The organism is Cryobacterium sp. N21 (assembly GCF_002929575.1).
Lineage (GTDB): Bacteria > Actinomycetota > Actinomycetes > Actinomycetales > Microbacteriaceae > Cryobacterium > Cryobacterium flavum.
On record NZ_PJJQ01000015.1, the window covers coordinates 1 to 14269 of the forward strand.

Annotated in this window: 14 protein-coding genes and 1 pseudogene; 9 read left to right on the top strand and 6 right to left on the bottom strand. The window is 62.4% G+C overall.

Features of this window, described 5'->3' with window-relative positions:
- A partial coding sequence (locus CXY77_RS00430; protein ID WP_140425429.1) for an HNH endonuclease signature motif containing protein occupies nt 1–703 on the top strand: 703 nt, incomplete at its 5' end.
- 494 nt (nt 704–1197) lie between these two features.
- Here the strand turns inward: CXY77_RS00430 and CXY77_RS00435 are convergent.
- Nucleotides 1198–2268 carry a hypothetical protein gene (locus tag CXY77_RS00435; protein ID WP_104087676.1) on the bottom strand — a complete coding sequence of 357 codons (1071 nt, stop codon included), beginning with the start codon at nt 2266–2268 and terminating at the stop codon, nt 1198–1200.
- A gap of 28 nt (nt 2269–2296) precedes the next feature.
- On the opposite strand from CXY77_RS00435, the gene CXY77_RS00440 reads away from it, so the two are divergent.
- From CXY77_RS00440 to CXY77_RS00450, 3 genes and pseudogenes are all read left to right on the top strand, one after another.
- Nucleotides 2297–2503, top strand: a complete 207-nt coding sequence (locus CXY77_RS00440; RefSeq protein ID WP_092342558.1) for a hypothetical protein — start codon at nt 2297–2299, stop codon at nt 2501–2503.
- 7 nt (nt 2504–2510) lie between these two features.
- Nucleotides 2511–3077, top strand: a pseudogene (locus CXY77_RS00445) (hypothetical protein).
- Between the two features lie 337 nt (nt 3078–3414).
- Nucleotides 3415–4626: an FAD-binding domain-containing protein gene (locus tag CXY77_RS00450; RefSeq protein WP_104087675.1), complete on the top strand. Its 1212-nt coding sequence runs from the start codon at nt 3415–3417 to the stop codon at nt 4624–4626.
- A gap of 511 nt (nt 4627–5137) precedes the next feature.
- Here CXY77_RS00450 and CXY77_RS00455 read toward each other — a convergent pair.
- The 3 genes from CXY77_RS00455 to CXY77_RS00465 all read right to left on the bottom strand — a co-directional run bounded on the left by CXY77_RS00455 (nt 5138) and on the right by CXY77_RS00465 (nt 8245).
- Complete coding sequence (locus tag CXY77_RS00455; RefSeq protein ID WP_140425430.1) at nt 5138–5374, bottom strand: DUF2207 domain-containing protein; 237 nt, start codon at nt 5372–5374, stop codon at nt 5138–5140.
- Between the two features lie 448 nt (nt 5375–5822).
- Complete coding sequence (locus CXY77_RS00460) at nt 5823–7214, bottom strand: MFS transporter (RefSeq protein ID WP_233197140.1); 1392 nt, start codon at nt 7212–7214, stop codon at nt 5823–5825.
- Nucleotides 7211–8245, bottom strand: a complete 1035-nt coding sequence (locus tag CXY77_RS00465; RefSeq protein WP_104087672.1) for an NADP-dependent oxidoreductase — start codon at nt 8243–8245, stop codon at nt 7211–7213. Before CXY77_RS00465 ends, CXY77_RS00460 begins: the two co-directional genes overlap by 4 nt.
- A gap of 95 nt (nt 8246–8340) precedes the next feature.
- Between CXY77_RS00465 and CXY77_RS00470 the strand changes: the two genes are divergently transcribed.
- The 4 genes from CXY77_RS00470 to CXY77_RS00485 all read left to right on the top strand — a co-directional run bounded on the left by CXY77_RS00470 (nt 8341) and on the right by CXY77_RS00485 (nt 12003).
- Nucleotides 8341–9351 carry a YafY family protein gene (locus tag CXY77_RS00470; protein WP_104087671.1) on the top strand — a complete coding sequence of 337 codons (1011 nt, stop codon included), beginning with the start codon at nt 8341–8343 and terminating at the stop codon, nt 9349–9351.
- 250 nt (nt 9352–9601) lie between these two features.
- The gene (locus CXY77_RS20950; protein WP_104087669.1) at nt 9602–10093 is read left to right on the top strand and encodes a GNAT family N-acetyltransferase; all 492 of its coding nucleotides are present in this window, start codon (nt 9602–9604) and stop codon (nt 10091–10093) included.
- A gap of 408 nt (nt 10094–10501) precedes the next feature.
- Nucleotides 10502–10840 carry a helix-turn-helix transcriptional regulator gene (locus CXY77_RS00480; RefSeq protein ID WP_167552447.1) on the top strand — a complete coding sequence of 113 codons (339 nt, stop codon included), beginning with the start codon at nt 10502–10504 and terminating at the stop codon, nt 10838–10840.
- Nucleotides 10837–12003, top strand: a complete 1167-nt coding sequence (locus CXY77_RS00485) for an MFS transporter (protein ID WP_104087668.1) — start codon at nt 10837–10839, stop codon at nt 12001–12003. The genes CXY77_RS00480 and CXY77_RS00485 overlap by 4 nt, the downstream gene beginning before the upstream one ends.
- 330 nt (nt 12004–12333) lie before the next feature.
- On the opposite strand, the gene CXY77_RS20435 is transcribed toward CXY77_RS00485, so the two are convergent.
- Nucleotides 12334–12492 (bottom strand): hypothetical protein, encoded by a 159-nt coding sequence (locus tag CXY77_RS20435; RefSeq protein ID WP_233197141.1) that lies wholly within the window; start codon nt 12490–12492, stop codon nt 12334–12336.
- A 126-nt stretch (nt 12493–12618) separates the two neighbouring features.
- Here CXY77_RS20435 and CXY77_RS00490 point away from each other — a divergent pair, with 126 nt between their 5' ends.
- Nucleotides 12619–13011: a VOC family protein gene (locus CXY77_RS00490; protein ID WP_092342574.1), complete on the top strand. Its 393-nt coding sequence runs from the start codon at nt 12619–12621 to the stop codon at nt 13009–13011.
- A 313-nt stretch (nt 13012–13324) separates the two neighbouring features.
- Here CXY77_RS00490 and CXY77_RS00495 read toward each other — a convergent pair whose 3' ends face one another.
- The gene (locus CXY77_RS00495; protein WP_369831277.1) at nt 13325–13825 is read right to left on the bottom strand and encodes an RES family NAD+ phosphorylase; all 501 of its coding nucleotides are present in this window, start codon (nt 13823–13825) and stop codon (nt 13325–13327) included.
- Nucleotides 13826–14269: the final 444 nt, after the last annotated feature.

Sequence of the window (14269 nt, forward strand, 5' to 3'; positions counted from 1 at the left end):
CACACTGGATGGCGTTGATGAGGCGGACGGCAACACCGAGCGGTTCAGCGCCGACCCGTTCAGTTCCGACCCGTTCAACGGCGACACCCGCTTCGACGGGGACCGCCGCACCGCGGGCGAGAAACGCGCCGACATCCTCCGCGACGTCTCCCAAGCCGCCGCGCGCGACCCCAAAACCCCCACCATGGGCGGCGCCGCCCCCACCGTCATGATCCACGTCAACGCCACCGACCTCAACGCAGGCCGCGGCGTCGGCTGGATCGACGGCGTCGAAGCGCCCGTCAGCCTGCGCCGGGTAAACGAGACCATCTGCTCCGGCGGCGCCCAGAAAGTCATCGTCGGCGACACCGGCGACGTGCTCTACCTCGGCGACACAATCCGCTGCTTCACCCCCAAACAACGCGCCGCCATCACCGCCCGCGACGGAGGCTGCATCATCCCCGGCTGCACCATCCCCGCCCGCTGGACCGAAACCCACCACGTCATCCCCTGGCAACAACACGGCCGCACCGACATCGACAACGGTGTCCTCCTCTGCTGGTTCCACCACCACACCATCGACACCAGCGGATGGAAAATCCGCATGATCAACAGCCGACCCCAAGTACGCGGCCCCCTGCTCTGGGACCCGACCCAAACCTGGCGGCCCACCCAGAGCCACCGGGCTAACACCACCAACCCCGAACCACCCTGGCGCACCTAAGACCATCAAGCGCGGCCGGAATTCTGTTCATCTTTGACTTCGACCGGGCTCGCCTCGAGCAAAACAGCGAGTCGCGGCCTTCTGCATTACTCACTGCAGTCACCCAGGCGTGGTGCCCCCGGTAGGAATCGAACCTACGACAATCGGATTGCGGCGGACCCTTTTTAGCCGAGCGACTCTCATTGCGAAACCTAGACTGAACTCGTCCGATCTCGATCTGATCAGGAGTTCCCTGTGATTTCTATTGCAATTCTATCGCATCACCTAGGCCCATCTCGGCTGGTCTCGACGCAATAAACGTTGAATAAACGTGCGCGCATCAAGTCCCCATGTTTGGTCCCAGACCCACCCATTCGACATACGATACCGAACGCGAGCCGAACTCCTGGTCGTGCTTCGGCACAACGGTCGCGACCGCGCTTGACCGATCTGGGCAGGCGACCAGAGAGATCGCGAAATATGCCCATCTCCAGGGGTGGCAAGCCAAAGGCCAGTTACCCGACGGACGGTCGGTGAATCCGTTCGTCTACCGCGTCCGCAGGACCTTGGAAAGACATCGCAACGCGCTGCTGCGCGACGCGGGCAACATTCCGAGCATCCTCGATGGTCAGCCTGTTCGTGGGCACGCGCCCAACGACCTCCTGCATCGCAAGCTGCACGACCAGTGACTCGACGGGCACACGAGGCTTTCCCCGATGAGTCCTAGCCTGGTTATCCATCTCCGCGTCGACGAGAAACCGTGCACTATTGCGGTGAGCATGGGTCACGACTGTTCTTATGAGTCGCTCGAACTGCTGCTGCCGCTCTTCGCGCCGAACCATGGCCTCCGTGGCGCGAACGGCCGCTGCGACGTCGCGGCCGGTCAGGAGGTCGACCCGGCGCATCCGCTCTGTGACGAATTCGACCGCCTGGGCGTAGACGATGGTCTCCACCGAAACTGGCGGGAGCCCCATGCGTGCTCTAGTTTCCACGTAGGCGTCGGCGAAATCGCGCATGCGGGCACCGTTCTTGAGCATGTGCTCGGTGAGCGACTCCGCGAACACCGTGAACTGCCGGAGATGTTCGGGCCGTGACGAGTCACTGAAATAGGCGTCGGCCTCGCGCTCGTTGGCCCGGCGCTCGGCCGCAGTAGTCGCGTGCAGAAGCTTTGGCGGGAGGCCGGCCCGACTCAGGCTGCGCTTCCGCCGTCGCGCCGCCGCGTTGGCCTCCAGCTCGGACCGGTAGATCTCCGGATCGCTGCGCCGGTTGCGCTGCAGCTCGGCACGACGCTCCTTGTTGCGCTCAGCCCACTGCCGGGTTATCTGCTTCGTGCGCTCCGGGTCCGCATCCCGCCTGGCCGCGCCCCGGGCATTCACCTCGCCGCGATGGGCCTCGTAGTAACGGTTGTAATACTCGCGCACCTTCTCGCGATTCTCCGCCACCCACCGCTGCTGATACTCCCGCCTGCGCTCCGGATGCTCCACCCGCCACCGCTTCGCCCGCTCCCTCCCCCGCGCCCGCACCTCCGCCTCACGATGCCGGCGAGCCGCGGCCCGACGGATCGAATCCCGATTAAGCTTCGCCAAAGGCGACAGCTTCGTCGCCGAAGGATATGTGCGCACCTTCCAGGTCGAGCGCGACGGCGAAACCATCCAACGCGAAGAGTTCGTCGCCAAGAAGATCGGCCATGATCTCGCTCGCACTAACTACCAGATCACTAGAACCAATCGCTCGGCTCAGGGCAGCGAACAGGACGCTGCGGCAACGCAGACGGCAATCGTCAGCGAGACGGAAGCTGCTCACGCCAGCTCGGGGTGGTGAAGCAGCGATGGCAGAGTCCTTGGTCGAGTGGGCATCCGGTGAACACGACGACGCGTTCGGAGCAAGCTCGTTGGAAGATCTCGACGGGCCGCTCACTGCGGAGCCGCCGCATCCGATCAATTGAAACCTCCTCAGCGCCGACGACGCCGAAACTGAATGGATCGAACTCAACCACTGGGTGAACTGGCTGCGACGCACCCACGGGCTGCCAGCATCCGTCGTGCCGCCGTTCTGGCACCGCCACCCCGAACTCATCTGGGAACTCTCCGCGCTGCACCTACACTGGCTCGGCGCCTACGACCCCGACCAGCACGGCTCAGCCCCGCTCGGCTGGCACCGTGACTTCGCGGATGCCCGCCAGCGACTTCGCGAATGGGTCGCGATCTCGGGGACGCGGCTGGAGCGGGATCGTTCGACTCGGCAGACGTCATGGCCAGGCGAAGCGCCCGCCGACGCCGTGGAGGACGTTGTCATTATCGTTCGCGACGAGGACTTCGTGCAGTTCGCGGTCGATGACGTCGCGCGTCGCCGCGATGCCGAGGCATCGTTCTACTCGCGCGCTGAATCTAGTTGATATCGCCAAGCCTTGGCTCTTGCGAAGGGCGCAAAAGGACCTGCTTCGCTGTCGCAGCTAACGCACCTGAGCGCGACTGTTCAAAGGTCGGGGCAAACGCGACACCCTCGGGCTCGTGACCCGCAGATCCCAGTATCCGTGCGGACGTGCCCGCTCACCGTCCCCGAGTGACACGGCATCAGCGGCACGGCCGCCGGGCGGTTTGGCCCCAGATCTGTCCCGCAGTCCGGCGGCGAATTCAACAATTCGTTGCGACGACCGGTTAAGTTCGCCGTTCTGGGTTGCCCCAGGGGGCCGACGGGACCTTCTCAAATTCACATGGTGCATGATGAGAGGGATGTTCACTCCTACCCGAGCTGCCGGCCTCGAAACCCTCGGCCTGTTCGTCCCTCATGCAGGGTTAGATTACACGCGAGACCGCAATCACGACACTGGACCCTCCCGTGAAAACGTCTCCGGTCTCTCTCCGTACCTCCGCCACAGACTCCTGACCGAGCGCGAAGTGGTTTCGGCTGTGCTTGAACGGCATCGGTTCGGTGCATGCGAGAAATTTGTGCAGGAAGTCTTCTGGCGGACGTACTGGAAGGGATGGCTCGAGCAGAATCCCGAGGTGTGGCGACGGTATCGCCGCGATGTGGCCGAGCTCGGGCTCGCGAGTGACACACGCTCCGGAGGTTACCGCGAAGCTATCGCTGGGCACACCGGCATTGATGCGATGGATGCGTGGGTGCGTGAGCTTGTGGACACCGGATACCTGCACAACCACACCCGCATGTGGTTTGCGAGCATCTGGATCTTCACGCTCGGCCTGCCGTGGCAACTCGGTGCGGACTTCTTCTATCGACACCTTCTTGATGGCGATGCCGCCTCCAACACGCTCTCCTGGCGGTGGGTTGCCGGGCTTCAGACCGCCGGAAAGACCTACCTCGCGACGGCATCGAACATTTCTCGCTACACCGAGGGCCGGTTCTCGCCATCGGGACTCGCCACGTCGGCACGAGCGATCATCGAAGAGCCACTGCCAACGCGGGCACCGATTGCTCCCGCCGAATCCACCCCATTGGGCGCCCGAGTGGGGCTGTTGCTGCACGAAGAGGATCTGGACGCGGCAAGCCTGCGCGCCGAGCTTTCCTGGTTGGATTCGAACAGCCGACTCGTGGCTATCGCCGGATCCACCGATCCCGACGAGCGCTCGCCCTCCGGCGCCTCGGCTGCAGTGCGGCGATTCACGGCATCAGCCCTCGATGACGCTGCCAAGCGGGCCTTAGACGCCCTCGGGCGACCGGCGAGAGTGCTACCCGACGCGCTCCCCTCCACGGTTCTGAAGTGGGCGGAGTCCGAACGCCTCGATACGGTGGTTATGCCGAACGCACCGGTAGGCCCGGTGCAGCAACGGATGCTGACGCTCGGCGCCGCTCTCGCCTCGGAGGGAATAACGGTCACGATCGTCAGGCGGCGCTGGGACACGCTCGCTTGGCCCTACGCCGCGCGCGGGTTCTTCCCTTTCCGCGAGCGTATTCCTGAACTGCTGCGCCAGCAGGGCTTGTAGACCCGGGACCCTGACACAGGGCGACACGATCAGCAGAGTCGAGCAACCGCCGGACACATCACGCGGCACAATGCCCAGAGCGTCGGTAACTGTTTACTAGTCGGCGTCGTGAAATCGCAAAGCGCAAAACCCCCACTTCGGAGGCCAACGGGACACCGGTGGTGTTCAGTCAATACTGCGATGTATTTCACAACGCCGTACCCACATTGGAGGAGCACGCGGAGAGTATCGTGATTACCTCACATCGTCGAGGAAATGCCCTGTCACCAATGTTTTCAGGGGATGTCGGCTACTGTCACCTAACCGTGCAGCAGACCCCTCAAGGGTTACGCTTGCGGGATGGGCAGCAAGACTGACATTCATTGGGTTAGTGGCGGTCAGCGTCCGAGGCAAGAATGGGCCCACTGCGCAAATCGAGTGCCGCGGAGCGGAGCGCGACACCTACCTGTGGATAGATAAAATAGAAGGGCAGCCCATGTGTGCTGCCCCTCTTCAAAAATGGGAAGGGTCGTCAGCACCCCTTCGGACCCGCAGGGTTCTCGCGTTTGAAGAACCAGCGGCCCAGAAGGGTAACCAAGATTCCAATAAGCACGACGCCGGCGACGATCAGAAACGCGCGCATCCCATCACTGGACGCGATCGTGGCGGCATTAACGAAGGCCAGCAACCCGCAGAACACGATCGCGACCCAGCCCACGATCTGACGGCCGCTTGGCCGCTTGGCCTGACCTTCCCGTCTTTCGGTCACGGTGTTCTCCTTCATTTTAGTATTCATCAGTAGGCGAAATTCCCGGCCTTGTCGCGCTTCTCTTGGCTCACACTACCGAGGTAGGCCGCCATGCGGCCGCCGCCGCCCACGGGCTAGTCGCGGAAGCGATTAGAGACCCAGAGAAGCCGCCAATCAGTCTTTCGGCCTGAGCCCAGAACGGCCCAAGATCCCGCGCAGACCGAATGGCCGTCGCAGCCGAGGCCACAGCTGAGGTCGCATGAGTCGTGACTACGGTCGACGATGCGGAGGAAACCGAGTGGGTAGACGCCATGGCCGGGGCATCAGTTGCCACCATTGCAATGACGAGTGCCCCACCAGCGCGCGTCGTTCTGTACCCGCGGTCGATCTACTCGAGACCCGTTAAACGTTCGTCCTACGGGACCCGGCGTTATTGGCCTAATCTCAGCCGATGATCTGCCGCAACGATTTAGAGGCTGTTGTGTGCAGCAGTACGTGGCGATGGTGTGTCGACTGATCTGTTGGATCGTCGTGTCGTAGCTTGGTAGGCCAGCCATCCGGCTGCGATGAGCGCCAGTACCGCGGCCGCCAGGAACGCAATGTTGTGGCTTGGAGATGCAGTACCGAGGTCGATGGTGACTATAGCCGCGAGTCCGACGGTGTTCCCAATCTGCTGCGCAGTCGTGAGGATTCCGGAGGCGATGCCCCCGAGGCTGCTGGGAAAGGATGCCGTGATGAGGTTTGCAAGGGTACTGATCGCCACCCCCATGCCGGCGCCGAAGCCAGCACTGATGAAGATGATCGCACCCGTCCAACCGTCTTGGGCTACAGCGGCGATGGCGAACAGACAAACACTCATGAGTAAGACTGCGAGGACAGCCGCATTCATGGATCCGAGCTTTCTTACGATGGCCGGAGAGGCGGCGGCTGCGATGAAGGCGGCCGCGGACAAAGGCAGAAATGACAACCCTGTCTGGAGCGCATTCAGATCTCTGTGCACTTGGAAATTCAGGGTCAGAAAATAGAAAGTACTGGTCATTGCCCCACCGACGAGAAGCATTGCCGTGGGGAGCTGCCACACCCGTTCCCCGGCCAAGCGTCGAAGGGGTAACAAGGGATTCGACGATGACCCGATTTCGATGAAGACGAACAGGAGGAGGCTCCCCGCTGCTGTGACGAACCAGACAGCCGCGGGGACGTCGAGCAACTTTGATTGAAGCGACGCGAACCCCAGCGTCAGGGTCGTGACGCAGACTGTCCCCGCCGCCGCTCCGGGCAGATCGAGGCTGCCCCTCTGTACTGGCTGAATACGACCGATAGCGATGGTCAAAAGACCAAGGAGAACCACGCACAGCGGGACGTTTACGAGAAGAGTCCACCGCCAACTCGACCACTCGACCAACAGACCGCCGGTGAGAACGCCAATCGCACCGCCGCTACCTGCCGCGGCACCCCACAGTCCAAAAGCACGAGCGCGCCCCGGGCCTGCAGGGAAGGAAAGCGACAGCAGTGACAGCGTCGCTGGCGAGATGAGCGCAGCAGCGATCCCCTGGGCCATGCGCGCCGCGATCAGGACGCCGGCCGTTGGAGCCGTTCCCCCGACCAGACTGTCCACTGCAAAAAGGGCAACCCCTATAAGCAGGATCCGACGCGCCCCAAACGTATCGGCTAAACGTCCCGATACGAGGAGCAGCCCGGCAATCGGGATAGCGAAAGCGTTCACGACCCAGGGCAGGTTTTCTCGTGAGATGCCGAGGTCTGCTGCCAGCTGCGGCAGTGCGACAGTCAAGATTGAACTATCGAGAACGACCAGGAACTGCGCAATACTGCAGACGGCGAGGACAGCGCGTTGTTGTTTCACTCGCGGTCGAGGCGAACGATGACGTTGCCGCGAAATTTCCCCAGGAGGAGTCCGTCAAGGACCGCCGGCGCCGCCTCAAGGCCGCCGTTGACGATGGTGTGCGGAAAGACGATTTTGCCTTCGCTGAGCCAGAGCCCGTAGTGCTGGTTCCAAGCTTGGATCTGGTGGGGGGTGTGGAAGGTAGAGAAGGGGCGAATCTCAATTTGTTTGACGATGGCCGTCATGATGTCAAGACGCGGACTGCCTGCGTCGCCGCCATCAATCTGACCGGCCAGTGCCCCGCAGAGCGCGAAGCGTGCACCGGGAGCCGCGGCCTGAACTGCCGCCACAAATTGGTCACCGCCAACCGTGTCGAAGAAGACGTCGATGCCTTCTGGCGCTAGTTCTTGCAAGCGGGAGGCGATCGACTCCGTACGGTAGTTGACCGCGGCGTCGAAGCCGAGCTCGTCAACCAGGTAGGCGACTTTGTCATCGCTGCCTGCGCTCCCGATGACGGTCTTCGCGCCCAGCGCTTTTGCAATTTGTCCGGCGAGTGAACCAACGCCGCCCGCAGCCCCGCTGACGAAAACCACATCGCCCTCACGGACCTGGGCGATATCAACGATCCCGTGATACGCAGTGACACCTTGATTCAGCACGTATTCCGCTCCCGGCAGGACTTCGATCGGTACCGGCCAAAACGTTTCTGCAGCCGCGACGGTCTCCTCCCGCCATCCGCTCATGTGAGTCACGACGGATCCGACCGGCAGGTCGGCTGCTGACTCTGTGACTGTTCCAACGGCCCCGCCCCAGAGCGGCGTCCCCAGCGCATAGGGCGGCATTGGAAGACCGGGATGTTCCGTCATGAGATCGGCCATGACGGCGGTGATCTGAATGAAATCGTTCCGCACGCGAACCTGACCGGGCTCCAGACGTGCGGCTTCAATTGTCTGCATCGTGAGGCAGTGCGAAGGAGAGATGGTGTGATCGGTGCGGTACTGGTTCAGGACGATCTCCTCGGTGGTAGTGGCAAGCGCGGTGATGTTGGGCATGTGAAGTACTCCAGTTCGGTTCGGCCCGGTGGTTGCCGGGCAGGTGCCACCGTAGAAGCAGTACCGGACAGGTATTGTCCGCTACAGGGTGGAAGATGAAGATTATGTGGGATACCTCCGGACGACTGCTGAGATTGTTAGCGCTGCTACAACGCACCCGGGAGTGGAATGCTGCCGAGTTAGCAGTCGAACTGGAGGTCACGGCCCGCACTGTTCGACGCGACGTCGCCCGGCTTCGTGATCTGGGCTACCCGGTGGCCAGCGTTCACGGCACTGGTGGTGGCTACCAGCTCGAAGCCGGTACAACATTGCCTCCGCTGATGTTCGACGCCGAAGAAGCAATTGCCACCCTCCTCGCGCTGCAGGATGCATCCGCGACAGGCAATCGTGGTGCAGCCCCTGGGGCGCTTAGCGCCCTCGACAAGCTCAATCGCGTCATGCCGCCCCGACTGCGTTCCACGATCGATGCCCTGGCACAGAACTCCAGCCGCATCGACCTGGGCAGCCAGATCGGCTCGGACCCGGCGCCCGTGAACGCGAACACTCTCGTGCAGCTTGCTCGAGCGTGCCGGGACCGCCGACAAATCGAGGTCACGTACCAGGGGCGCTCGGGAGTGAAGGGGTGCCGACACCTTGAGCCCCTTCATCTCGTTCGCACGATGAACCGGTGGCACCTCGTCGCGTTCTCCCTCGATGTGAACGACTGGCGCATCTTTCGCGTCGACCGCCTAGCAGATGCCACCATCACGCCAGCCTCAAGTCGCCCTCGACAACCGCCGGCAAAAGACCTCGATGTCTATGTTGCGGGCCGAGTCAATGCGGCGGTCCGGCAGGTGACCGCGACCGTGCGCGTTCACGCTCCCCGCGCTGAGGTCGCCCACTGGATCTCAGCCGCCTGGGGAACCATCACCGAGGAAACAGCCGAAACGTCAATCATCCAGGCCGGCGCGGACAGCTACAACGCGATCGCACGCTGGCTGCTTCTGATGGATAGACCCCTAACCGTCGTAGAACCACCAGCGCTGCGAGCGGCATTTGCGACCATCGCCACCGAGGCAAAACGCACAGCTTCGAAAGAGGCCACAGGGAGGTCTGCGGCGAAATAGCAGAAGTGTTAGCTCCTAACTGTGGCGTGCAGGTTAATTAGGCATAGGCCCACGGTGCGCTTTCAGGGACGCGCCACTTCTACCCAGCGAAGTTTTCGACAATGAGCGGCCGGTTCAATGACGTCAGCAAAGTCAGCGATAGATTCGAAATTAGACAGTCCCGTTGAGGGTTCCTCCTAAGGGAGGGCGGAGAACCAGCTGTCTCGGCCTTGGACAGAGCGCCCCGCCGCCGAGAAGTACTCTGGGACGTATGTTCCCCGCCCTGCCGATCGTTATCTCTGCCGCCTCGCCCACCTCCGCCGAAGCTCAGGATGTGTCGACTCGGTATTACGAGGACTTGGTTGGCCGGTACCATCAACGGCCCGCTACACGTGGGGAAGTTCGAGATGCTGAAGCCGGATACCCCAACGGTGACCTCGTCGCACCTACGGGGATTCTGTTGCTCGCCCGCCAGGGGCTCTCTGTGCTCGGCTGCGCAGGAATGCGAGTTCGCCCTAACGCTATCGGAGAGGTGACCCGAGTTTTCGTTGAATCTGCAGCACGTGGACGCGGCTTGGGGCGTCTGCTGATGGAGGAACTGGAACGCAATTCCCTGGAAATGGGAATCCGTACCCTCCGGTTGGACACTCGCACCGACCTAATTGAGGCGCGCGACCTCTATGCGTCCCTCGGCTTCGTTGAAGGGGAAGCGCATAACTCGGACCCGTACGCGAACCACTGGTTCCGGAAGGAACTGGTGTAGAGGCCGGGCAAGACCGGTGTGCAGGTGCCTGCAAGAATTCGGAACGGAAAGTCGGTGACGTTCGCTCGGCTTATATCCACATCTCGTCGGGTCCCGTAGGGCGTTCCCCAAACGGAACGGATGAAAGTCGCCGATCGACCGTTTGCGTGTCCCCCTCGGCGTCCGGCTTGCGGGGCGGCTTGGAGATGGCGAAATGAAGCACCACAGTTTGGCCAGTGCAACTGTTCTGGAGGGTAGCGCTCTTTCTAGTTTCCGTCAGAGATGCTGGGTGGCATTTGTCGCCGTGATCACGCAGTCATCAAGCCATTGATACACGCTGGCCCGTTTTGCGGCGACCCACGATTTATCGTTCGACTATTCTCGTACTATGCTTGTGCGAGAATAGTCGAACGATAGGAGGTGGGCCAGATGGCAGCAGCACGCGTGTACAAGCATCCAGAGACTGGGGACATCGCGATCCCGAGAGTGATGTTCGCGTTGAGTGAGCCCCTGCGTTTGTCGATGGTGCAGCTGCTCTCGGAGCGGGGTGAAGTTGACAGTATCGAGCTTGGGCCGGACCTTCCGAGGTCAACGCTGACACACCATACAAGCCTGCTGCGCGAATCCGGTGTCGTGTTCGTCCGCGCAGAGGGTCGTAAATGCATGATCCAGCTGCGTCGCGACGACCTCGAAACTCGTTTCCCGGGACTTATCGACACCGTGCTTCACGGTTACCAGGAATCAAATCCAGGGATGGCCGAGGCATGATTCGCAAGGTATGGCCATTGGTTGCCGCCGCCATTGCTCTGGGGATTGATGCCTATGTGCTTGCCGGGGTGCTGCCTTCGATCTCGGACTCGCTGACCACGACGTTGGCCGCTGTCGGGCTCGGGGTGACCGCATTCACCGGCGCATATGCGCTGGCTGGCCCAATGATGTCGGGGAGACTCAGCCGCGGACACACCGCACGTGCACTGCTCATTGCGCTGGGCGTTTTCAACCTCGGTAACCTCATCACTGTGGTCGCGCCTGGAATCGAGGTCTTCCTCGCTTCCAGGCTGATTGCGGGTGCCGGCGCGGGCGTGCTCACGGCGGTTGCGACGGTAACCGCGGCCGCGATGGTCACCGAGTCCGAGCGGGGCCGGGCCACGGCGATGGTGACGTTCGGCCTGTCCACCGGAACTGTTGTCGGTGTGCCGGTCGGGATGCTCATCGGCGATCTCTTGAATTGGCGGTGGACGATGGGGCTGGTCGTCATCGTTGGTGTGCTCGGCATGCTCGCACTCGCTGTGCGCGCTCGAACGTTGCCGTCGTTGCCGACATCGATAGGCCCGGCAATTGGAGTGTTCCGGTCCGCGAGAACTTGCGTTGGGGTGTTGATCGCATTCCTACTCGGCGTTGCCAGTCTGGGCTTGTACACGTATGTGCTGCCGATGGCAGAAACCCAGGGCCTCGAAGGGTGGGGCTTCGCACTCGTGTGGGCCTGGGGCATTGGAGGCGTCACTGGCTCTGCACTGATTGGCAGACCACTGGACACTTATGGGCCACGAGTCCTGTTGATCGTGCTGCCGGGAGTCCTCCTGACCAGTTTCGTTGCGATGTGGGTGTCCGATTCCCCCGCAGTCTGGCTAATCGCAGCAGCATTGTGGGGCGCGGCAGGCTGGGCAAGCGTGCCTACCGTGCAGCAAGCCCTCGTCGGGGATCGACCCGAGCAGGCGATGCCAATCATCGCGTTCCAGATGGCGGCAATGTATCTCGGTTCCGCCGTCGGCGCTGCTGCTGGAAGTAGCCTGTTACTCACAGGGACCAGAGCCACCGAACTCATTGTTTGGGCCTTGATCCCTGCAGGACTGGCGGTCATCCTCGCAGCCTGGTTCACTATCAGCGCGCTCCGCCCGCAACCTGAACCTCGTGCCACCGTGGCGGCGTGACACGCCGACCAATCCGTTGCCAACCTCGGCGGTAAAACGTCCACCGCTAGCATCCATCCTGCCGCCAGGAGTGAAGCCGGGCAAGCGCCCGCCGTTCCTGGATCCCACGGTCTCGAGCTGATAAAAATGTGTCCCGGTCAAGGTTCGTCTTGCGGAACGGGCGTGGGGCGGTTGTAATACGATCAGAACCCTGCACGCCATTGGTTTTCCCTCCGAAGAAACGCTTCCATGAGGATCCACATCAACGGGGGCAGGCCGCTGGCGTGAAGAGTCCGAGAAGACAGGGGGCACGAATCAACCAAGCGCTTCGATGCGGGGAGCTTGGCGCGCTTACGGATCTACCAGCAGGTGCAGCCGCTCGGGGGCCGTGGACGCGGTCGTCGCTGGCTCGATCACCTGGGTGGCGAAAAGTGCGTCCGCCTCCTCGACGGTCGCGAGCTGCAGCTCCTCCTTGGAGCCGAAGTGGCCGAACAGGACGCTCTTGCTCATCCCACAGCGTCGGCCAGTCTCGCGATCGAGAGCCCGCCGATCCCCTCGACGGTTGCGAGACGAACGACCGTAGGGTTGACGTACGCACGAACGATCGTGCTTATTGGAATCCAGGAGGAACCATCGATGACGATTTTCCCACCCATCGCCCATGTGGCGCTCACGGTACGAGACCTTGAGGTGAGCGTCCCCTGGTACACGGAGTTGTTCGAGGACCAGCCAGTGCTCGATGAGGACACCGGGCCCTTCCGCCACGTCGTCTGGATGGTGAGCGGCACCCTCGTCGGTCTGCACCAGTTCCCCGACTCGGACGTGACGACGCCGTTCAGCGAGCGCCGTGCGGGCTTGGATCACGTCGCATTCGGCGTCGCAGACCGGTCCGAGCTGGAACTTTGGGAGAAACGCCTGGACCAGCTCGGCGTCAGCCACGACACGATCAAGGACGCCCGATACGGGTCAGGCCTGTCCTTCCGCGATCCCGACGGGCTGCCGCTAGAGTTCTTCGCGCCGCCGGCCTGAGAAGGAGCAGCACCGCCTTGGTTGAGCGTCCGGGGATAGGACCGGACGCTCAACCAAGGGCACGCACGAGTGAAACCAGCGACTCTGTCGCTGGACGGCCGATCAGCCGGACCGGACAACGCTATCGGCCGCGCAGATCATGGCTTAGAGTCCCTTTGACCGATCGTGTCACACGGTTGCTGCATCAGCTTGACAGAGTCATTTTCCTCTAGCAAATATGTTTTGGGAACAGGACCAGCGTCAGTGATCGCAGGCTCGGGTGTCTTGGTGGACGTTCCCCTAACGCTCGGCGTCGAGGTGGAACTCGGGGAGGTCAGTCGAGAGCCACGCGTGGGGCATCCGCAGAATTCCACCTGAATAGCGTGAGATGCCAACGGCCAGGGCGCTTGCGAGAAGGATCGATGAGGCCATTCGCTCCGAGACCCTCTAGCCGTCGGCGAACCTTCCACGACGCGGGCTCGCCGCCGTTTTTCACAATGTCCTGCCAAGGCGCGACTGCGTCTGCAAGGTTGACACCGGCCACCAGGAGTACGGCCGGGTCTCGGAGATCGACAATGTTATGGGCCTCCACGTGAAATTTGAGCAAGACGAGCTCGTCGACACGACCCTGAGTATGGGCGATCATTGCCGCGTCGACTCCCTCAGGAGATGAACTCAGGTACAGAGTGCGTTGATTCGGTTCCGAGTACCTGCCGGCCAGACGCGAACCAAGAAGCGCTGCGTCTTGATACGCAGGGTTTACGGCGCGATAGAACGATCCGGATACGCAGGACCAGAACTCACCCACCTGTTCCACCAAGGGTTCACCCGACACTAATCACTCCCCAGAACGTCCCGACCGGTCCCTTCCGACGCTACCCGACGCACAGATCGCCATGGACCGTCCCGTTGACCGTTCCCCAGTGACACGGCATCGGCGCGGTCCGCCGCCGAGTGGTTTGGCCTCGTCTCTGTCGCGCTGGTCGTCCGGCTTGCGGGCGGGGAGCCGCGGTACCGTCGATGACATGATTACCACCGCTTGACTTCGCCTTCGGCGTTGACGCCGTGCTGATGTGGGCCATCCCCCACGCAACAACATCCGGCCGACTTGTGGTTTGATCAACAACGTGCCCCATTCCGTTTCGAACCGACACCATCCGAGCCCCGTCGCATGGTTGTCCCTCGCGGTGTGCGGCATGCTCACTGGTTGCGCGGGAGCAGTCCCGGCGTCGGACGCGGTGTCACAAGTGTCGGCGCGCAAGGCAGTCGCTGACGTCTC